We start from the raw sequence: 18,601 nt of genomic DNA, 5'->3' as shown, positions 1-18,601 counted from the left end.
GGCGGGCCTGGCGCTGCTGATCCCCGGGGACGCCGGCCTGGGCATACCCGGACCTCGCAGCACCAACGCCCACCAGGCCATCGAGATCCTGGCCGCGCTCAATCTCGCCGCGGTGCTCATCGGCACCGCGCTGACGATCCGCACCGTCGTCACCGAGCGCGCCATCTTCCGGCGGGAACAGGCGGTGGGCCTGTCCGCGGCGGGGCCACGCGCATGCGCCGGGTGGCGCTTTCGGTGGGGACCGCCGGGCCGGGGCGCGGCTCTGGACGCGCCGGCGGCGGCCCGGGATGCGCCGGCTGTTGGCCTGCGGTCGGACGCCGGCCGGGCGGCGCGGCGGTCTGGAAGACCAGGCGCGGGCCGCGGTCGCCGACGACAATGCCGAGGCCGTCGCGGATTTCCACCGAGGGCACCCGCGATCCGTCGACGAAGATGCCGTGCTGGCCCACGTCGAGGGCCACCCACTGGGTGCCGGTGAAGCGCAGCACGACGTCACGGCGGGGCGCGGGCGGCGCCTGCGGGGCGGGAACGAGCCGCTCCAGGGCCAGGTCGCAGCCGGGACCGTAGCCGACGACGACGTCACGGCCGGGGCGGAAGGTGAAGCGGGCCGACCCGACCCAGACGGTCAACGGGAAGGCCGCAGCCTCGGTCCGCATGGGTCGCCACCTTTCGTCGATCGTTTCGGGCCGCCTGAAGGTCTATCCCGGGTCTACCCCGGCGGCCGGTCGGTTTACCAGCGCCGTGGCGCTCAGGGCGCGCTACGGCGACCCGTCAGTGCGGCGTTGTCGAGCAGGCGCCGCAGGACGTCCACCGCCTGCCCGAGCACGTCGCGATCCGCGGGGGCCAGCTGCGCCAGCTGCGGCTCGATGGCCGCGGCGCGGTCGGCCCGCACCGCGTTCAGCGTCCGGCGTCCGTCGGTGGTGATCTTGATGCGCACCGCGCGGGCGTCACAGGGGTCGACCGTCCGGGTCACCAGGCCCGCCTCCTCGAGGCGGCGCACCTGCGTCGTCATCGTCGGCTGCGAACAGTGGTCGACGGCGGCCAGGTCACCGATTCGCGCCTCGCCGTGCGCTTCGATGGTTGCCAGCAGCCGGGCTTGCGCCGCCGGCAGCGGCATCTGGATGCGCTGCGTGGCCAGCCGGTTGAGCCTCGCGACCACAGCGAGCAGGTCGGCGCCCAGTCCCTGCTGGGCTTCGAGGTCCGCGGTGTCGACGACGTTGTCCATACCTTCCATGTTTGCATAGCTTTGCTATAGGAGGGGCGAGCGCCGCGGCGGGTGGTTCGCAAAACGCCTCTTCGACGGACACCTCTGTTCACGCCTGGCAGAATCGCGGAGGTGACATTGCTGCCGTTACGGCAATTCCGGGGTGGGCCGTTACGGCCGAACGAATTGGCACAGGCCGCGGTCATGGGAGCCCTGTGCGCGGCGATCGAGATCCTCGCCGCCGTCATCCCGTTTGCTCAGGGGCTCGGCGTGGTCGGGACGGTGCCGATGGGTCTGCTGGCCTACCGGTACCGCCCGCGCGCCCTGATGGCGGCGACGATCGCAGGCGGCGTCATCGCGTTCCTGATCGCCGGGCTGGGCAGCCTCTTCATGCTCGTCGACTGCGCCTGGGTCGGTGGACTGTGCGGCACCATCAAGCGCCGGGGTCGCGGCACCCCGACGGTGATCGCCTCGTCCCTGGTCGCCGGCGTCCTGTGGGGCGCCGGGTGGGTCGGCGTGCTGGCGGTCCTGACCCGGCTGCGGCAGTTGTTCTTCGACGTCATCAATGCCAACGTCAACGGCATCGCGTCGCTGCTGGACAAGGTGCACCTGCACGGGCTCGGCGACGGGCTGAAGCGCTACGTCGGCGACGGCCTGCAGCACTGGCCCCTGCTGATCTTCCCGTACATGATCCTGCTGGTCGTCGTCGTCTCCTGGGTCAGCTGGTCGGCGCTGTCGCGCCTGCTGGAGCGCATGCGCGCCATCCCCGACGTGCACAAGCTGGATCCCCCCGCCGACACCGTGCCCGGGGACGCCCCGGTGGGACCGGTGCCGGTGGTCCTGGACAAGGTGCGGTTCCGCTATCCCCACGCCGATCGCGACGCCCTGCGCGAGGTCAGCCTCGAAATCCGGGCCGGGGAACATGTCGCGATCACCGGCGCGAACGGCTCCGGCAAGACAACGCTGATGCTGGTCCTGGCCGGCCGCGAACCGACCGCCGGCACCGTGCAACGCCCGGGCACCGTCGGCCTGGGCGAGATGGGCGGCACCGCGATCGTGTTGCAGCACCCCAAAAGCCAGGTGCTGGGGACCCGGGTCGCCGACGACGTGGTGTGGGGCCTGCCGCCGGGCACCGACATCGACGTGGAGCAGTTGCTCAGCGAGGTCGGCCTCGACGGGCTCGCCGAGCGGGACACCGAAAGCCTCTCCGGCGGGGAGCTGCAGCGCCTCGCGCTCGCGGCCGCGCTGGCCCGGGAGCCGGCGCTGCTGATCGCCGACGAGGTCACGACCATGGTCGACCAACAGGGCCGGGACGCCCTGCTGGGCGTGCTGTCCGGCCTGGCGCAGCGGCGCCAGACGGCGCTGGTCCACATCACCCACTACGACAACGAGGCCGCGTCCGCCGATCGCGTGATCCGGCTCAGCGACTCCCGCGACAACGCGGACACGCCCGACGCCGTGAGCCCGCCGGTGCTGGCCATGCCGATCGACCACCGCGGGCCGGCACCGGTGTTGGAGGTCATCGACGTCGGCCACGAATACGCCAGCGGCACACCGTGGTCCAAGACCGCCCTGCGCAACGTCAGCTTCACCGTGGAACAAGGTGACGGCATCCTGCTGCACGGCGGGAACGGGTCGGGCAAGTCCACGCTCGCCTGGATCATGGCCGGCCTCACCGTGCCGACCTCCGGCGTCTGCCTGCTCGACGGCGTCCCCACCGACGAACGCGTGGGCGACGTCGCGCTGTCCTTTCAGTCGGCGCGGCTGCAGCTGATGCGCGACCACGTCGACATGGAAGTCGCTTCCGCGGCCGGTTTTTCGCCCACCGACACCGACCGCATCGCCGAGGCGCTCGGCTCGGTGGGGCTGGATGCGGCGATGGGCAAGCGGCGCATCGACCAGCTCAGCGGCGGCCAGATGCGCCGCGTGGTGTTGGCCGGGCTGCTGGCGCGCTCGCCGCGGGTGTTGATCCTCGACGAACCCCTGGCGGGACTGGACGCGGCGAGCCAGCGTGGCCTGCTGCGGCTGCTGGAAACCCTGCGCCGCGAGCGGGGACTCACCGTCATCGTGGTGTCGCACGACGTCGCCGGGCTGGAGGAGCTGTGCCCCCGCAGCCTGCAGCTGCGCGACGGTGCCCTGGTCGCGACGTCGCGGACGGCGGGGGGTGTGGCGTGACCGACTCACCGACCCGCGCGGCGCCGCAGGGCCGCACCCGGCGGCCCCGCCGCCCCGTCGTGCTGCTGGTTCCGCTACCGGGCACCTCGGTCATCCACGAGTTGTGGGCTGGCACGAAATTGCTTGTCGTGCTCGCCGCCTCGATCCTCCTCACGTTGTTCCCCGGCTGGGTGACCATCGGTCTGATGGGAGCGTTGCTGGTGACGGCGGTGCGGCTGGCCCGGGTGCCGCGCGGAGCGCTGCCCTCGCCGGGGGCCTGGTTGTGGATCATCCTCGGGCTGGGCGGGGTCACCGCGGCGCTGGCCGGCGGCAGCCCCGTCGTCTCGATCGCCGGCGCGCACATCGGCCTGGGCGGGACGCTGAACTTCTTGCGGGCCACCTCGTTGTCCATCGTGCTCATCGGCTTGGGGGCCATGCTGTCCTGGACCACCAACGTGGCCGAAATGGGGCCAGCCCTGGCCACGTTGGGCCGCCCGCTGCGCGTGCTGCGCATCCCCAGCGACGAATGGGCGGTGGCCCTGGCGCTGGCCCTGCGTGCCTTCCCGATGCTGATCCAAGAGTTCCAGGTGCTCTATGCCGCCCGGCGGTTGCGCCCCGAGCAGCCGCAGGGCAGCCGGCGGGCCCGGCGCCGCCAGCAGGCGCGCGACATGATCGACCTCCTCACCGCGGCCATCGTCGTCACGCTGCGACGCGCCGACGAGATGGGCGACGCGATCACGGCCCGCGGCGGCATCGGCCAGTTGTCCGCCAACCCAATTCGACCGAAGCTGGCGGACTGGGTGACGCTCAGCCTCACCGTCCTGGCCGGGGCGGCCGGGATCGCGATCGAGACGATCTTCAACCTGCACTAGGCGGTGCGTCAGGGCCGCGCGCGGTCGATCAGATTCGACAGCACGACAATGCTTTCGCTGCGTTCGACGTCGGCGCTGGCCCGGATCCGCTCGAGCGCCACCTCCAGGTGCTGCATGTCGCGAGCCAGCACGTGCAGCAGCGCGTCGGGCGTGCCGGTCACCGTCGCCGCGCTCACCACTTCGGGGATGTTCACCCAGGCGGCCCGCAGCGCGTCCGGGGCGATCCGCCCATGGCAGAACACCTGCACGTAGGCCTCGGTGTTCCAGCCGAGCGCGTTGCGGTCGACGACCGTGGTGAAGCTCTTGATCACGCCGCTGTCCAGCATGCGGTCGACGCGGCGCTTCACCGCGGGTGCCGACAGGTTCACTTTCTCGCCGATTTCGGCGAACGTGGCCCGCGCATGGTCGGTGAGCTCGGCCAGGATGCGCTCGTCGGTCTCGTCCAGGCGGTCCATCACTCCCCGTTTCGCCAGACACACAATAAATCGATGTATTCGGGATTTTAGCGCAATGAATCGACCGTAGACACGCAACAGGCGTCGTTTGATTGTGTTTCCGGGGCCAAATATCGTTAATTCCCATGACGGAACCTCACGTCGCAGCTCCCGAACCCACCGCCGCGCGCGTACCCCGCGCGGCCACCGCGCGCCGGTACGCGATGACGCCGCCGGCCCATTTCGCCGTCGAGTACGCGATCAACCCGTGGATGGACCTGTCCACCCCGGTCGACGTCGGGCGCGCGCAAGCGCAGTGGCGCCATCTGATCGATACCTACCGAGGGCTGGGGCATCGCGTCGACCTGGTCGAGCCGGTGCCCGGACTGCCGGACATGGTCTACGCCGCCAACGGCGGGTTCGTCGCCGGCGACGTCGCGATCGTCGCGCGGTTCCGCTACCCGCAGCGCGCGGGTGAGGCCCGCGCCTACGCCGCATGGATGGCCTCGCAAGGGTATCGGCCCAAGTGCACCAGGCACGTCAACGAAGGGCAGGGCGACCTACTCAAGGTGGGGGATATGGTGTTGGCCGGGTGGGGCTTTCGCACCCACCGGCGCGCCCACCCCGAGATCGCCGCCGCGCTCGGCATGCCGGTGGTCTCGCTCGAACTGGTCGACCCGCGGTTCTACCACCTCGACACGGCGCTGGCGGTGCTGGACGACAGCACGGTCGCGTTCTATCCGCCGGCGTTCAGCGCCGCCGCGCAGCGGCGAGTGCGCGAGTTGTTCCCGGACGCCATCGTGGTCGGCAGCGCCGACGCCTTCGTGTTGGGGCTCAACGTCGTCTCCGACGGCCTGAACGTGGTATTGCCATCAGCGGCAACGGGTTTCGCCGCTCAACTACGCGCCGCCGGTTTTGCGCCGGTCGGCGTCGATCTGTCCGAGTTGCTCAAAGGCGGCGGCTCCGTCAAGTGCTGCACATTGGAGGTATTCCCATGACGATCCTCGACGCCATGACGTCACACAAGGTCGCCGCGAACCGCATCGACACGGCGATACGACTAGTGGAACGGCGTGCGGCGCACAACTATTCGCCGCTGCCCATCGTCGCCGCCAGCGCCCTGGGCGCCTGGATCACCGACATCGACGGCCGGCGCTACCTTGACTGCCTGTCGGCGTACTCCGCGGTCAACTTCGGGCACCGCAACCCCGAGATCACAGCCACCGCCCACGCCCAACTCGACGCCGTCACCCTGGTCAGTCGCGCCTTCCACTCCGACAAGCTCGGACCGTTCTGCGCGGCCCTGGCCTACCTGTGCGATAAGGACATGGTCCTGCCGATGAACTCCGGCGCCGAGGCCGTCGAAAGCGGGCTCAAGGTCGCCCGCAAGTGGGGTGCCGACGTCAAGGGCGTTCCCGCCGAGCGGGCCAATATCATCGTGGCGGAGAACAACTTTCACGGCCGCACGATCAGCATCGTCAGCTTCTCCTCCGACCCGGCGGCCCGGTCGGGATTCGGACCCTTCACCCCGGGGTTTCGTTCCGTGCCGTTCGGTGACGCCGCCGCGCTGGCCCAGGCGATCGACGAGAACACCGTCGCGGTGCTCCTGGAGCCCATCCAGGGCGAGGCCGGCATCGTCGTCCCACCCGACGACTACCTGCCCGCCGTCCGCGCGCTGTGCTGCGAGCACAACGTGTTGATGATCGCCGACGAGATCCAATCGGGGCTGGCCCGCACCGGCTACACCTTCGCCTGCGACCGCTGGGGAGTGGTGCCCGACGTGTACCTGCTCGGCAAGGCGCTGGGCGGGGGCGTGGTGCCGCTGTCGGCCGTGGTCGCCGACCGCGACATCCTCGGTGTCCTGCATCCCGGCGAGCACGGCTCCACCTTCGGCGGTAACCCGCTGGCGGCCGCCATCGGCACCACGGTGGTGTCCATGCTGGCGCGCGGCGAATACCAGGCGCGGGCCGCCGCGCTGGGTGGGCGCCTGCATCGACGGCTGCGCGCGCTGGTGGGTGAGGGCGTGCTCGCGGTGCGCGGCCTGGGCCTGTGGGCCGGCGTGGACATCGACCCGACCCTGGCCAGCGGCAAAGAGCTGAGCCTGCGGCTCGCCGAGCGCGGCGTGCTGGTCAAGGACACTCACGACTCGACGCTGCGGTTCGCGCCACCGTTGGTGGTCACCGGCGAGGAGATCGACTGGGCGGTGGCCCAACTCGCTACGGTGTTGCAGGAGGTTGCCTCATAATCAGCTGATCCGCCACCGGGAGGGCCATTGCCAGCGATCGGCCTCAAAGAGCAGATGCTGCGCCGACGCCCGGTCGCGGGCGCGTCCGCCGAGGGTGGCACCGCCGAGCATCTCAAGCGCAGCATCGGGACGTTTCAGCTCACCATGTTCGGGGTCGGCTCGACCGTGGGTACCGGCATCTTCTTCGTCATGTCCCAGGCCGTGCCCGAGGCCGGCCCGGGCGTGATCGTGTCCTTTCTGCTCGCGGGGCTGGCGGCCGGGCTGGCCGCCGTCTGCTACGCGGAATTGGCCTCCGCGGTGCCGGTGTCGGGCTCGTCGTATTCCTACGCCTACGCCACGCTGGGCGAGGTCGCGGCGGTGGGGGTGGCGGCCTGCCTGCTGCTGGAATACGGCGTGGCCACCGCGGCGGTGGCGGTCAACTGGAGCGGCTACCTCAACAAGCTGCTCACCAATGTGCTCAAAGTGCACGTGCCGCAGCAATTGTCGGCCGCGCCGTGGGATGCGCAGCCCGGCTACGTCAACGTGCCCGCGGTGCTGCTGATCGTGCTGTGCGCGTTGCTGCTCATCCGCGGCGCCAGCGAGTCGGCCAAGGTCAACGCCGTCATGGTGCTCATCAAGCTCGGGGTCCTCGCCGTGTTTGTGCTCGTCGCGTTCACCGCCTTCGACGCGCACCACTTGCAGGACTTCGCGCCGTTCGGCGTCGCGGGCATCGGCTCGGCCGCCGGCACCATCTTCTTCTCCTATATCGGCCTGGACGCGGTGTCCACGGCCGGTGACGAAGTGCAGGACCCTCAGAAGACGATGCCGCGCGCGCTCATCGCCGCGCTGCTCACCGTCACCGGTGTCTATGTGTTCGTCGCGGTGGCCGCGTTGGGCGCCCAGCCCTGGCAGCGCTTCGCGGGCCAACAGGAGGCCGGCCTGGCCACGATCCTCGACAACGTCACGCGCCACAGCTGGGCGGGCACCGTTCTGGCCGCCGGGGCGGTCATTTCGATCTTCAGCGTCACGCTGGTGACCATGTACGGCCTGACGCGCATCCTGTTCGCCATGGGCAGCGACGGGCTGCTGCCGGCGCGTTTTGCCGCCGTCAACACCCGCACCATGACGCCGGTGGGCAACACGGTGATCGTGGCGGTCGTCGCCTCGGCTCTGGCCGCCTTCATCCCGCTGCAGAAGCTGGCGGACATGGTGTCCGTGGGCACCCTCACCGCGTTCGTCGTCGTCTCCGTCGGGGTGATCGTCTTGCGGGTCCGCGAGCCCGACCTGCCGCGCGGGTTCACGGTGCCCGGCTACCCGGTCACACCCATCCTTTCGGTCGCCGCGTGCGGCTACATCCTCGCGAGCTTGCATTGGTACACCTGGATCGCGTTCGCCGGGTGGGTGTCGCTGGCGTTGGTGTTCTATCTGGTGTGGGGCCGGCGGCACAGCGCACTCAACGAGGTCACCGCCACCCGGCCGGGCTAGCGTTGCGTCGCGGCCGCGTTGGCGGCGGCCTGTGCCTGCTTGAGCAGCACCGCGACATCGCCTCGGCCCAAGAACATTTCGTCGAAGTAGGGCTGCAGCGCAGCGTTGCCGGCGGCGAAGCCGGCACCGCCCGGCGCGGCGATGCGTGGCCCGTCCAGGACGCGGAAGAACGGTGCGACGTCCACCCCGCGGCGGGCCCAGTAGTCGAAGTAGACCGGCTGGGCGGAGAGCACCGCGGGGATCGCGGCGCCGCGCCGGCCCAGGTATTCGTTGCCCGTCTTGCTGCCCATCCAGGCCAGCACCTGACGCACCGCGTCGGGGTGCTTGGTTGCCGCGTTGCCCGCCGCCGCGATGCCATTGGTGACGCTCACCCGTCCCACGGGCCCGGCGGGCATCATCGCCACGCCCCAGCGGAAACCGGCGTCGCGGGCCACCGGCGCCAGGTTGTAGGTGCCGGACTGGAACAGCGCCATCCGCCCGGCCAGGAATTGGTTGCGGGAGAAGTCACCGTTGTCGTTGGTGTCCGACGCGGGCGGCGCGAGGTGGTCGGTGTTGATCAGCCCGACGAGATAGCGGAAGGCCGTGACCGCCGGCGGATTGTCGAACGCGAAGCGGTCGCCGCGCTGGAACACCCCGCCCGCCGACCCGATGTAGTTGAGGTAAATGCCCTGCGGGTCGTTGGCCGCGTTGTACCCCCACTGCCGTACCCGGGTCGCGTCGAAACCCGCTGCGTCGGCGCGGTGCCCGTCGGCGTCGACCGTGAGCCGGGCCAGTAGCGGCCGCAGGGTGTCCCCGCCGTCGGGACTCCACCGCAACCCCGCCAATTGCGCCGGAGCCACGCCGGCCGCGGCCAGCAGGTCGGCATTGTAATAGAGCGCGATGCCCGCATCGGTCAATTGCGGTACGCCCCACAGCTTTCCGTGACGGGTAAACTGCTCCTGGACCGCGGTGTCCCAATCCGAACGCGCCGCGGGGTCGACCGTGGCGCCGACGTCGAGCAACCGGCCGCTGTCGGCGTAGGCCGCAAGGTAGGCGTTGGACAGCCAGAAGATGTCGTCGGCGCTGCCCCCGGCCACATCGGTGCGCAGGGTATTGAAGTAGGTGGCGTAGGCCACCAGATTGACGTGCACGTCGATGCCCGGGTGCGCGCGGGCGAACGCGGCGAAGGACTCGCGGTACGCCTCGCCGATCTGATCGGCCCAGATGCGCACGGTGACGACGACCCGGCCACCGCCGGGCAGCCCCGAGTAATTCAGCAGCGCCGCCGTCGCGGCCAGCAACACCGCGACGACAACGAGCGCCCCGGCGGCCAGGGTCGAGAACCGGGGCCGGGTCACTTGATTCCCGAGACCACGATCGAGGCGACGATGTGGCGCTGGAAGACGACGAACAGCGCGACCAGCGGGACGATCGCCACGGTGGTCGCCGCCATCACCAGCGTCCACTGAGAGTTGAACCGAGACTGCAGGTCCGCGGTCGCCACCGTCAGCACCCGCCACTTGTGGCCGCTGGTGATGACCAACGGCCACATAAAATTGTTCCACTGCGAGACCACGGTGATCAGCGTCAGCGCCGCCAGCACCGGCCGGCTGGACGGGATCACCACGTGCACGATCACGTCCAGAGTGTTGGCTCCGTCGAGGTGGGCGGCGTTGATGAGGTCGTTGGGGATGAGCCGAAAGTGTTCGCGCAGCAGGAAGATCGCGTAGGGCGACCCGAAGACGAACGGCAACACCAAGGCCCAGAACGTGTTGCGCAGGCCGAGCTGGGCCATCATCAGGTACATCGGCACCACGGTGACCGTGCCCGGCACCATCAACGTCGCGATGTAGACCCAGAACAGTGCGTCTCGGCCGGGAAACTGCAAGCGGGCGAACGCATATGCGGCCAGCACCGAGAAGGTTAGCTGACCCACCAGGATCACCGCCGTCATCAGCGCGGTCACCGCGATCGCGCGGCCGAAGCCGGCGCCCGCCAGGTCGGTGAAGTTCGACAGCGTCGGCGGCCGTGGCAGCTGCAGCGGCGTCCCGGTGACGAACTGGTGCGACGAGGTCAACGAGGTCATCAGCCCAAGGGTGAACGGCGCCAACGTGATCAGCGCCCCGAGGATCAGCCCGGCGTAGAGGACGGCGTTGCCGAGATGCCTAGGTGAGGTCATAGCTGATCCGTCGCCGAAAATACAGGTGCTGCACCAAGGTGACGCCGACCAGGATCACGAACAGCACCACCGCCATCACCGACGCCCGCCCGATCGCGGCCGAGCCGAACGCCTCGGCGTAGATGCGGTGGGCCACCAGGTCGGTGCTGCCGCCCGGGCCGCCGCCGGTGAGCGCGTAAACCATATCGAAAACCTGAGCGGTGCTGACGATCCCGGTGACGAGCACGAAGAACGTCGTCGGGCGCAGCATGGGCAGGGTGATGCGCCAGAACCGCTGCCACGCGGTGGCGCCGTCGGTGCGGGCGGCGGCGTGGATGTCGTCGGGAATGGCCAGCAGGCCCGCCAGAAACGACAGCGACACGTAGCCGACGTTGGTCCACACGACGACGGCGGACACCAGGGGCAGCGCGAAGCTGGGGTCGGACAGCCACTCGATGTCGTGACCCAGCACGGTGCTGACGGCCCCGTCCGTGGGCGCCAGAATCCACCGCCACAGCACCGCGATGGCCAACGGCGCGCAGATCCACGGCAGGACGTAGACGGTGCGGAACAGCGCGGTGCCGGGCAGTTGGCGGGCCAACATGAACGCGACGACCAGGCCCAGCACCGTCTGCACCGGCACCACGATCGCCACAAAGACGGCCGTGACGATCAGCGAGTTGCCGAATCCGCCGTCGGCCAGCACCGAACGCCAATTGGCCAGCCCGACGAAGCGCAGCGGCCCCAGCAGGTCCCAGCGGTACAGGCTCAGCCACACCACGACGAGGATGGGCAACAGCAGAAAGGCGACGACGCCGAACAGGCTGGGCGCCAGCAGCGCGTAACCCAGCGCGGTGGAGCGAGGGCGTGTCCTCGATACGGCGCTGGCCATGAAGGTATTAAAGCGGGCGCCGCCGCGAATTGGTGAGCACCGGCCGTTACGGTGGAGCCGTGACATCGAACGGGGGGATCGACGCCGACTTTTTGGCCCTGCCGCGCCAGGAACTGGCCGACGCCGCGCTCGCGGCGGCCACCGCCGCCGGGGCCAGCTACGCGGACCTGCGGGTTCACCGCATCAACACCGAGATCATCCAGTTGCGCGACGGCGAACTCGAGACGGCCGTCGTCAACCGCGAGCTCGGCCTGGCGGTGCGGGTAATCGTCGACGGCACGTGGGGATTCGCGTCGCATGCCGAGCTGGCGCCCTCGGTGGCCGCAGAGACCGCGCGCCGCGCGGTGCACGTCGCCACCACGTTGGCCCGGCTCAACACCGAACGCGTGGAGCTGGCCGCCGAGCCGGTCTACCGCGACGCGACCTGGGTGTCGGCGTACCGGATCGACCCGTTCGATGTCCCCGCCGCCGACAAGATCGCGGTGCTCGAGGAGTACTCGGGGCGCCTGCTCACTGCCGACGGCATCGATCACGTGTCGGCCGTCCTCACGGCCGTCAAGGAACAGACCTTCTACGCCGACACGTTTGGCTCCTCGATCACCCAGCAGCGGGTCCGAATTCAGCCGACGCTGGACGCGGTCACCGTCGACCACGCGGCCGGCAGTTTCGACTCGATGCGGACGCTGGCGCCGCCGATGGGCCGGGGCTGGGAGGTGCTGGTCGACGATGCGGTCTACAACTGGACCGACGAGTTGGCGCAGCTGCCCGCGCTGTTGGCCGAGAAGGTCAAATCGCCCTCGGTGGTCGCCGGACCCAAGGACTTGGTGATCGATCCGACGAACCTGTGGCTCACCATCCACGAATCCATCGGTCACGCAACGGAATACGATCGCGCCATCGGCTACGAGGCCGCGTACGCGGGCACCTCGTTCGCGACGCCCGACAAGCTCGGCACCATGCGGTACGGCTCGCCGGTGATGCACGTGACCGCCGACCGCACCGTCGAACACGGTTTGGCCACCATCGGTTACGACGACGAGGGCGTCGCCGGGCAGAGCTGGGACCTGGTGCGCGACGGCATCTTCGTCGGCTACCAGCTGGACCGGGTGTTCGCCCCGCGGCTGGGCCAGGCTCGCTCCAACGGGTGCTCGTACGCCGACTCGCCGCACCACGTCCCGATCCAGCGGATGGCGAACGTGTCGCTGCAGCCGGCCGCCGAGGACGTCAGCACCGAGGACCTGATCGGCCGGGTGCAGGACGGCATCTACATCGTCGGTGACAAGTCGTGGTCGATCGACATGCAGCGCTACAACTTTCAGTTCACCGGCCAGCGGTTCTATCAGATCCGCGACGGCCGCCTCGACGGCCAGATCCGCGACGTCGCCTACCAGGCGACCACGACCGAGTTCTGGAATTCCATGGAGGCCGTGGGCGGACCGTCAACTTGGAGGCTAGGGGGCGCCTTGAATTGCGGGAAGGCTCAGCCCGGGCAGATCGCGGCCGTCAGCCACGGCTGCCCGTCGGCGTTGTTCCGGGGCGTCAATGTGCTCAACACCCGGACCGAGGGCGGCCGATGATCCGCGCCGGCGACGATGCAGAGCGAAGCGATGCTGAGGAGTGGCGCCGATGATCACCGCGCAGCATGTCGTGAACATCGTGTTGGACGAGGCGGCCAAGCGCGGCGGCGCCGACGAGACCATGGTGCTGGTCACCGACAAGGTGGAGGCCACGTTGCGGTGGGCGGGCAATTCGATGACCACGAACGGGGTTTCGGTGAGCCGCAGCGTGACCGTCATCTCCGTGGTGCGCGGCGGGTCGGGCGCGCGGATCGGCACGGTGGTGTCCGCGGAGGTCGACCCGCGGGTGCTGCCGGGCCAGGTGGCCGCGTCGCAGGAGGCGGCCGCGGCCGCGCCGGAGGCCGGCGACGCGGCGCCGCTGTTGGCCGACGCCGGGGTGCCCGCCGACTGGGACGCCCCCGTACCGGGGACCGGGCCCCAGATATTCTCCGACGTCGCCGACTCGCTGAGTCGGGGCTTCCGCGGCACCGACCGGCTGTACGGCTTCGCCCACCACAGCGTCGCGACCACGTTCCTCGCGTCCTCGACGGGCCTGCGCCGACGGTTCACCCAGCCGACCGGCGCGGTCGAGATCAACGCCAAACGCGGTGACGCCAGCGCCTGGGCGGGTGTGGGCACGGCCGACTTCGTGGGCGTGCCAACGGATTTGCTGCTCGACGACCTGTCGATGCGGCTGGGCTGGGCGGAGCGCAGCGTGGCCCTGCCCGCCGGGCGCTACGAGACGATCATGCCGCCCTCGACGGTGGCCGACATGATGATCTACCTCGGATGGTCGATGGCCGGTCGCGCCGCGCAGGAGGGCCGGACGGCGTTCTCGGCGCCCGGCGGCGGCACCCGGGTGGGGGAGCGCCTCACCGAGCTGCCCCTGACGCTGTTCTCCGACCCGATGGCGCCCGGGCTGGCCTGCACGCCGTTCGTGGCGGTAAGCAGCTCCTCGGAGACGGCGTCGGTCTTCGACAACGGTATGGAGATCGGCCAGGTGGAGTGGATCCGCGAGGGTGTCATCAACGAGCTGGCCTACCCGCGGGCGACGGCCGCCAAGTACGACACCAAGGTCGCGGTCGCCGCCGACAACCTCGTGATGACGGGCGGATCGGCCGATCTCGCCGACATGATCGCGGGCACCGAGCGCGGCCTGCTGCTGACCACGCTGTGGTACATCCGCGAGGTCGACCCAACAACCCTGCTGCTCACCGGGCTCACCCGCGACGGGGTGTATCTCATCGAGGACGGTGAGGTCACCGCCGCGGTCAACAACTTCCGGTTCAACGAGAGCCCGCTGGACCTGCTGCGCCGGGCCACCGAGGCCGGCGTCAGCGAGAAAACGTTGCCGCGGGAATGGGGCGACTGGGCCACCCGCGCGGCGATGCCGTCGCTGCGGATACCGGATTTCCACATGTCGTCGGTCAGCCAGGCCCAATAGCCGGCTCATCAGCCCAGCTCATTGCCGCCCGGCCCAGCGCGCTCTAGCGTGTGACGGATGGCGGCCCCGGTTTCGGTTCGAGACGATCAGCTGACGCGGTTGGTGGCGCTGGCGCCCGGTGACGGCCGCCTTGCGGCCCTGGTGCGCCGCGTGTGCGCGCAGACGACGTCGCTGCCGCCGCTGCCCGCGTGCGTGGAGGTCGGTGAGCCGAACTCCGAGGTCGAGTTCGCGGTGGCCGACTTCGCCGAACAATTCAGCGCCGACGTCTCCTCGATCACCGCCGAGCAGCGATCCCGGCTATGGAAACAATTGGGCGACAGCACGTTCGGGGTCGTCGTGCAGATGTACATCGCCGACTTTGTGCCGCGGGTGCGCGCCGGGTTGGCCGCGCTCGGCGTCGGTGCGCAGCACCTGGAGTGGGTCGACGGGCCGATCGCCTGGGATCACCGCACCGATCCGTCCGACGTGGTGTTCAACGACTTTTTACTCGCGGTGGCGCGAATGCGGGCCCTGGACCCGATCACCTCGGAATTGGTCCGGCTGCGTGGTGCGGCGCAGCACAACTGCCGGCTGTGCAAGTCGGTGCGCGAGGGCACGGCTCTGGACGCCGGCGGTTCGGAGACGCTCTATTTCGAGGTTGAGCGGTTCGAGGAGTCGACTTTGCTCGACGACCGCGCAAAAGCCGCGCTCCGCTACGCCGATGCGTTAATTTGGACCCCTGCGCACCTCGTCGCCGATGACGTCGCCGAGGTGCGCTCCCGGTTTTCCGAGGCGGAGGCCGTGGAGCTCACCTTCGACATCATGCGAAACGCCAGCAATAAGGTGGCCGTCGCGCTGGCCGCCGACGCCCCGCGCGTGGCGCACGGCACCGAGCGGTATCTGATCGGCGCGGACGGCCAGACGATCTTCACCTGAGGGCGACGTTTGCTAGATGCTCGGAGGGGGCTCCCGGGGCCGCGCTGAGGCGGTCGCACCGGGCCTCGATGCGTCGGCCGCCCAGCCTTCCCGGGGTGCGCGCGGCACCGAATGTTAACCATTCGTACACCGTTGCGCAAGGCTGCGTTATCGCTGCGTAATGGGCAGATTCGCTAATTTAAGGCCGGCCACCGACACTGATGTGAAACATATATGTGACGGTTCCGGGATGGCAGCGTGGCCTGGCCGAGACGGTCGCCGACCGAGTAGCTGTTCTCCTCGGCTCGGATGGCTTTCGGCTTCGACTTTTCAGGTTAATAGCTCGGGGTGTGTGGGACGGAAATGCGTTCCACGCGGAGGAGGTTCGGAGATGATAACCAGCCGCACTCGCGTGCTGTCGGTAACGGCCGCCGGCGCCGCCCTGGGTGCCGCGATGCTGGGCAACGCCCTGGTGTCGGCACCGCAGGCCTCGGCGAACTGCAACCTGTCCGCCAAGGACGACCAGTACGTGCAGCTGCTCGCCCAGAACAAGATGGTGCACAACGCCGATTTCAGCGACTGCCACGAGGCCGCCGAGGGGCGCTGGTTCGCCGACCAGGTGCGAGCCAACGCCAATCCGTTCGGTGAGGCCCAGGAGTTGATCAACATGATCACCAACACCACGCCGATGACCCAAGCTCAGGCAGAGTGGGAGGTCGAGTCGGCGATCTATGTCTACGCGCCCGACCTGATCCCCAAGATCAAGGACCAGGCCGCGAAGGCCAACTGGCCGACGGAGCCCTGATCCGGGCTAGCTAATCAGACGGCCGACGCCGCACCGCAGAGTTTCTGTGGTGCGGCGTTGTTCGTTGTGCCGCAAACGGCGCACGCCTCGATCGCGTGTTCGACTGAAAGAGTTTCTCGCACAGCAATTTTAGTTCCGCGCTGTTCACCCGGTGTTCGCAAAGCGGGTCGTTTGCCGCGCGCGGCGGGGGTGGTACCCGATTGACAGCGCGAAAGCGGAATCAGCAAACCACACGAAAAGGGGGCTTGGAGAAGTGACCACACGATCGCGCGCACGAGTGCTGTTGGCGGGGGCCGCCGGTGTCGCCATGGGGGCCGCGTTGTTCGCCGGGTCGACGGCGTCGGCGCCGCGCGCGTCGGCGGACTGCACGCTGACGCCGGCTGACGACCAATACGTCAAGTTGTTGGCGCAGAACAAGATGGTGCACAACGCCGACTACAGCGACTGCCACGAGGCCGCCGAGGGGCGCTGGTTCGCCAGCCAGGTGCGGGCGAACCCCAACCCGTACGGCGAGGGCCAGGAGTTGATCAACATGATCACCAACACCACGCCGATGTCTCAGGCTCAGGCGGAGTGGGAGGTCGAGTCGGCGATCTTCGTCTACGCGCCCGACCTCATCCCGAAGATCAAGGATCAGGCCGGCGCCGCGAAGCAGCCCGCTTGATCGAAGCGTTGGACGGTGGGCGTCGCGAGGTGCGGCGCCCACTTTCCGTTGGTGGGAGGCCCGTGCGGCGACGACGGCGCAGCCGGCCTTGGGCTACGGTTTCCTCGGAGCAGTACGCCGGGGGCGGTAGCTCAGTCGGTTAGAGCCGCGGACTCATAATCCGTAGGTCGCGGGTTCGAGCCCCGCCCGCCCCACTTACCAAGGAACGTGTCCGGCTCGTGACCAAGAGCCATCTTCAACGGTGAGCCAGCTGGACCTGAACGCCATCACGGTCATTACGGCGTCGTCCGACGACGCTCCGCGACTTGCTGTTTGCACCCGGTGACGTCACTCCGGTCGCTCGAAAAATTTCGCGCGGGTTTGATTGGGTCGCTTCAGTCTCGCCGCCACACGCACCCGGCCGTCGCGTGCGGATCGGACGAGGCCTTCCGCTGCTTAATCGGCGGCAGCGTCAGGCGCGGCGGGTGAAGCCGACGTAGCGACGTCACAGCCGAGTCATGGGATCGTGGTCGGCCAAGTGGTCACACCAGTCACACGGGTCTCCGACCTCGCTTCCGTAGAACACGTACTCGGCGACGTCGCGCACGGCCGCCGCCGCCAGATCGGGCGTCAACGCGGCCTCGACGGCTTGGGGATCAAAAGGCTTCAGGGCACCAACGCTTGCGGCCAGCGGAATGTGACTGTCTATGCCGCCGGTGACATCCAAAGCGGCGCGGCCGTCCACGAACAGCGTGTAGAGGTCATGGTCGGGGAAGTCGTAGTTCAAGCGCAGCACCCACCATTGACCCAATTGCTGTGCCGCATAGGGAAAGAACTTGTAACCGGTGCGGTGCCACACTGGCCAGACGAACGTGTCGACTCTCGGCCTATCGGTTGCGCCGCTCATGGCCTCCATTGTGCGCCGCAACCCCGCCAACCACAGGCGGTTGAGTCGTCGGCGGCTTCAGCACCTGCGTCGAGCCGGCATTCAACGCGACCGCACCGGCACCATCGGTCTGTGCATCTTCAACGTGATGTTCGGTCTGAGAATGCGCCGGCGGGCCAAGACTCCGCAACGTGCTGGGCGACAAGCGATCTCAGCCCATACGAGTTAGTGAGCCGACCAGTGTGCCGCTGTTCTCAGCTGATGTGGTTGTCGAACCATTCGATCGGGATCTCGCGGTGAAGGCCGAAGAAGTTGTAGCCGTCGAATCGCCGGTGCGTGCCCTTGATCCAGTACAAGCTCTTCTCGGCGACGGGGATCGCGTCGTAGATATCTTGGACGCGACCACGACGACTCTCACCAATGCTGCGCAGATCCCGGCGTCTGGTCAGACCCGTTCGCGATATCTTCCGAGGCCGAGCGGCGATCATCAGCTGTCAATTGATGATTTCGCCGCGCTCGCTGGAGAGGAGCGCAGCGAGGCGTTCGCGCCATGTTCGCAACTGGTCGGGTGTGAGTCGCGTCCACTCGGTGACCTCTTCGACCACCCGAAGCGGCGCCGTACTGCGGAACGACCGCGTGGGATTGCCCGGGAACTTCTTGTCGGTGACGTTCGGGTCGTCCTCGAATTCGCCGGTCGGCTCGACTTGGTACACCCTCGGAAGGGCCGCGCCCCCGGCGAGTTCTGCGGCGATCTCCGCGGCGAGGCCGGCTCCGTCGATTAGAGCGGTGAAGTAGATGTGGTTCATCACGATCTCGGGGCGGTAGTTCGATCGACGACCGGCGGTGAGCAGATCGCCGGCACGCAGCCGCGCCGTCGTGCCGTGGAAATAGGGACCTTCGTCAAGCGATTTCGACAACTGGAATCCTTCCAACCAACAGTGGAGACGTGCAAGCATGGGGCAACACCCCGGCCT

At 68.9% G+C, this 18,601-nt stretch carries 17 protein-coding genes, 1 tRNA gene and 2 pseudogenes; 11 read left to right on the top strand and 9 right to left on the bottom strand.

Annotation, left to right across the window (positions count from 1 at the left end):
- Window positions 1-173: 173 nt before the first annotated feature.
- Both A5700_RS26430 and A5700_RS24275 read right to left on the bottom strand, forming a co-directional pair.
- Window positions 174-653, bottom strand: a pseudogene (locus tag A5700_RS26430) (ABC transporter); the annotation flags it as partial.
- A gap of 92 nt (window positions 654-745) precedes the next feature.
- Complete coding sequence (locus A5700_RS24275; RefSeq protein WP_068205082.1) at window positions 746-1,222, bottom strand: MarR family winged helix-turn-helix transcriptional regulator; 477 nt, start codon at window positions 1,220-1,222, stop codon at window positions 746-748.
- Window positions 1,223-1,333: 111 nt separating this feature from the next.
- Between A5700_RS24275 and A5700_RS24270 the strand changes: the two genes are divergently transcribed.
- Together A5700_RS24270 and A5700_RS24265 are read left to right on the top strand one after the other, a co-directional pair.
- Window positions 1,334-3,376, top strand: a complete 2,043-nt coding sequence (locus A5700_RS24270; protein ID WP_231973905.1) for a DUF2232 domain-containing protein — start codon at window positions 1,334-1,336, stop codon at window positions 3,374-3,376.
- Window positions 3,373-4,227: an energy-coupling factor transporter transmembrane protein EcfT gene (locus tag A5700_RS24265; protein ID WP_068073808.1), complete on the top strand. Its 855-nt coding sequence runs from the start codon at window positions 3,373-3,375 to the stop codon at window positions 4,225-4,227. The genes A5700_RS24270 and A5700_RS24265 overlap by 4 nt, the downstream gene beginning before the upstream one ends.
- Window positions 4,228-4,235: 8 nt before the next feature.
- Here the strand turns inward: A5700_RS24265 and A5700_RS24260 are convergent, their stop codons facing one another.
- Window positions 4,236-4,682 (bottom strand): Lrp/AsnC family transcriptional regulator, encoded by a 447-nt coding sequence (locus tag A5700_RS24260; RefSeq protein WP_068073805.1) that lies wholly within the window; start codon window positions 4,680-4,682, stop codon window positions 4,236-4,238.
- A 125-nt stretch (window positions 4,683-4,807) separates the two neighbouring features.
- On the opposite strand from A5700_RS24260, the gene ddaH reads away from it, so the two are divergent.
- Genes ddaH through A5700_RS24245 form a run of 3 tightly spaced genes read left to right on the top strand, consistent with a single transcriptional unit; the run spans window position 4,808 to window position 8,370 of the window.
- Window positions 4,808-5,659 carry a dimethylargininase gene (gene ddaH / locus A5700_RS24255; RefSeq protein ID WP_068073803.1) on the top strand — a complete coding sequence of 284 codons (852 nt, stop codon included), beginning with the start codon at window positions 4,808-4,810 and terminating at the stop codon, window positions 5,657-5,659.
- Window positions 5,656-6,906 carry an ornithine--oxo-acid transaminase gene (rocD, locus tag A5700_RS24250; RefSeq protein WP_068073800.1) on the top strand — a complete coding sequence of 417 codons (1,251 nt, stop codon included), beginning with the start codon at window positions 5,656-5,658 and terminating at the stop codon, window positions 6,904-6,906. The genes ddaH and rocD overlap by 4 nt, the downstream gene beginning before the upstream one ends.
- A gap of 54 nt (window positions 6,907-6,960) precedes the next feature.
- Entirely contained in the window at window positions 6,961-8,370 is a 1,410-nt protein-coding gene (locus A5700_RS24245) for an APC family permease (RefSeq protein ID WP_068073798.1), read from the top strand.
- On the opposite strand, the gene A5700_RS24240 is transcribed toward A5700_RS24245, so the two are convergent.
- Genes A5700_RS24240 through A5700_RS24230 form a run of 3 tightly spaced genes read right to left on the bottom strand, consistent with a single transcriptional unit; the run spans window position 8,367 to window position 11,399 of the window.
- Complete coding sequence (locus A5700_RS24240; protein WP_068073796.1) at window positions 8,367-9,707, bottom strand: extracellular solute-binding protein; 1,341 nt, start codon at window positions 9,705-9,707, stop codon at window positions 8,367-8,369. The genes A5700_RS24245 and A5700_RS24240 overlap by 4 nt on opposite strands.
- On the bottom strand, window positions 9,704-10,528 hold the full coding sequence (locus A5700_RS24235; RefSeq protein WP_068073794.1) for a carbohydrate ABC transporter permease: 825 nt from the start codon (window positions 10,526-10,528) through the stop codon (window positions 9,704-9,706). The genes A5700_RS24240 and A5700_RS24235 overlap by 4 nt, the downstream gene beginning before the upstream one ends.
- A complete protein-coding gene (locus A5700_RS24230) occupies window positions 10,515-11,399 on the bottom strand; it encodes a carbohydrate ABC transporter permease (RefSeq protein WP_068073792.1) in 885 nt (294 codons plus the stop codon). Before A5700_RS24230 ends, A5700_RS24235 begins: the two co-directional genes overlap by 14 nt.
- A gap of 59 nt (window positions 11,400-11,458) precedes the next feature.
- Here A5700_RS24230 and A5700_RS24225 point away from each other — a divergent pair, with 59 nt between their 5' ends.
- The 6 genes from A5700_RS24225 (at window position 11,459) to A5700_RS24200 (ending at window position 16,956) form a co-directional block, all read left to right on the top strand.
- Window positions 11,459-12,976 carry a TldD/PmbA family protein gene (locus A5700_RS24225; protein ID WP_068073791.1) on the top strand — a complete coding sequence of 506 codons (1,518 nt, stop codon included), beginning with the start codon at window positions 11,459-11,461 and terminating at the stop codon, window positions 12,974-12,976.
- Between the two features lie 49 nt (window positions 12,977-13,025).
- Window positions 13,026-14,399 (top strand): metallopeptidase TldD-related protein, encoded by a 1,374-nt coding sequence (locus A5700_RS24220; protein ID WP_068205080.1) that lies wholly within the window; start codon window positions 13,026-13,028, stop codon window positions 14,397-14,399.
- A gap of 57 nt (window positions 14,400-14,456) precedes the next feature.
- Window positions 14,457-15,314: a carboxymuconolactone decarboxylase family protein gene (locus A5700_RS24215; protein WP_068073788.1), complete on the top strand. Its 858-nt coding sequence runs from the start codon at window positions 14,457-14,459 to the stop codon at window positions 15,312-15,314.
- 370 nt (window positions 15,315-15,684) lie between these two features.
- The gene (locus tag A5700_RS24210; RefSeq protein ID WP_068073786.1) at window positions 15,685-16,098 is read left to right on the top strand and encodes a hypothetical protein; all 414 of its coding nucleotides are present in this window, start codon (window positions 15,685-15,687) and stop codon (window positions 16,096-16,098) included.
- Between the two features lie 307 nt (window positions 16,099-16,405).
- A complete protein-coding gene (locus A5700_RS24205; RefSeq protein WP_068205086.1) occupies window positions 16,406-16,762 on the top strand; it encodes a DUF732 domain-containing protein in 357 nt (118 codons plus the stop codon).
- Window positions 16,763-16,882: 120 nt separating this feature from the next.
- A tRNA-Ile gene (locus A5700_RS24200) sits at window positions 16,883-16,956 on the top strand.
- 290 nt (window positions 16,957-17,246) lie between these two features.
- Here A5700_RS24200 and A5700_RS24195 read toward each other — a convergent pair.
- The 3 genes and pseudogenes from A5700_RS24195 to arr form a co-directional block, all read right to left on the bottom strand.
- Window positions 17,247-17,648 carry a hypothetical protein gene (locus A5700_RS24195; RefSeq protein ID WP_231973904.1) on the bottom strand — a complete coding sequence of 134 codons (402 nt, stop codon included), beginning with the start codon at window positions 17,646-17,648 and terminating at the stop codon, window positions 17,247-17,249.
- A gap of 233 nt (window positions 17,649-17,881) precedes the next feature.
- Window positions 17,882-18,025 (bottom strand): annotated as a pseudogene (locus A5700_RS27485) (alpha/beta hydrolase); the annotation flags it as partial.
- A gap of 96 nt (window positions 18,026-18,121) precedes the next feature.
- Window positions 18,122-18,544 carry an NAD(+)--rifampin ADP-ribosyltransferase gene (gene arr, locus A5700_RS24190; protein ID WP_156671425.1) on the bottom strand — a complete coding sequence of 141 codons (423 nt, stop codon included), beginning with the start codon at window positions 18,542-18,544 and terminating at the stop codon, window positions 18,122-18,124.
- Between the last annotated feature and the right edge of the window lie 57 nt (window positions 18,545-18,601).

The sequence above is a fragment of the Mycobacterium sp. E1214 genome, assembly GCF_001666755.1.
Taxonomy (GTDB): domain Bacteria; phylum Actinomycetota; class Actinomycetes; order Mycobacteriales; family Mycobacteriaceae; genus Mycobacterium.
The sequence above is the reverse complement of the archived record's forward strand: the minus strand, read 5'-3'. Positions and strand labels throughout refer to the sequence as shown.

Bases quoted from the DNA above. Each gene is read 5' to 3' on its own strand.
- A5700_RS24275 (WP_068205082.1), bottom strand. From the start codon at position 1,222: ATGGACAACGTCGTCGACACCGCGGACCTCGAAGCCCAGCAGGGACTG.
- A5700_RS24260 (WP_068073805.1), bottom strand. From the start codon at position 4,682: ATGGACCGCCTGGACGAGACCGACGAGCGCATCCTGGCCGAGCTCACC.
- ddaH (WP_068073803.1), top strand. From the start codon at position 4,808: ATGACGGAACCTCACGTCGCAGCTCCCGAACCCACCGCCGCGCGCGTA.
- rocD (WP_068073800.1), top strand. From the start codon at position 5,656: ATGACGATCCTCGACGCCATGACGTCACACAAGGTCGCCGCGAACCGC.
- A5700_RS24245 (WP_068073798.1), top strand. From the start codon at position 6,961: ATGCTGCGCCGACGCCCGGTCGCGGGCGCGTCCGCCGAGGGTGGCACC.
- A5700_RS24235 (WP_068073794.1), bottom strand. From the start codon at position 10,528: ATGACCTCACCTAGGCATCTCGGCAACGCCGTCCTCTACGCCGGGCTG.
- A5700_RS24230 (WP_068073792.1), bottom strand. From the start codon at position 11,399: ATGGCCAGCGCCGTATCGAGGACACGCCCTCGCTCCACCGCGCTGGGT.
- A5700_RS24220 (WP_068205080.1), top strand. From the start codon at position 13,026: ATGATCACCGCGCAGCATGTCGTGAACATCGTGTTGGACGAGGCGGCC.
- A5700_RS24215 (WP_068073788.1), top strand. From the start codon at position 14,457: ATGGCGGCCCCGGTTTCGGTTCGAGACGATCAGCTGACGCGGTTGGTG.
- A5700_RS24210 (WP_068073786.1), top strand. From the start codon at position 15,685: ATGATAACCAGCCGCACTCGCGTGCTGTCGGTAACGGCCGCCGGCGCC.
- A5700_RS24205 (WP_068205086.1), top strand. From the start codon at position 16,406: ATGGGGGCCGCGTTGTTCGCCGGGTCGACGGCGTCGGCGCCGCGCGCG.
- A5700_RS24195 (WP_231973904.1), bottom strand. From the start codon at position 17,648: ATGAGCGGCGCAACCGATAGGCCGAGAGTCGACACGTTCGTCTGGCCA.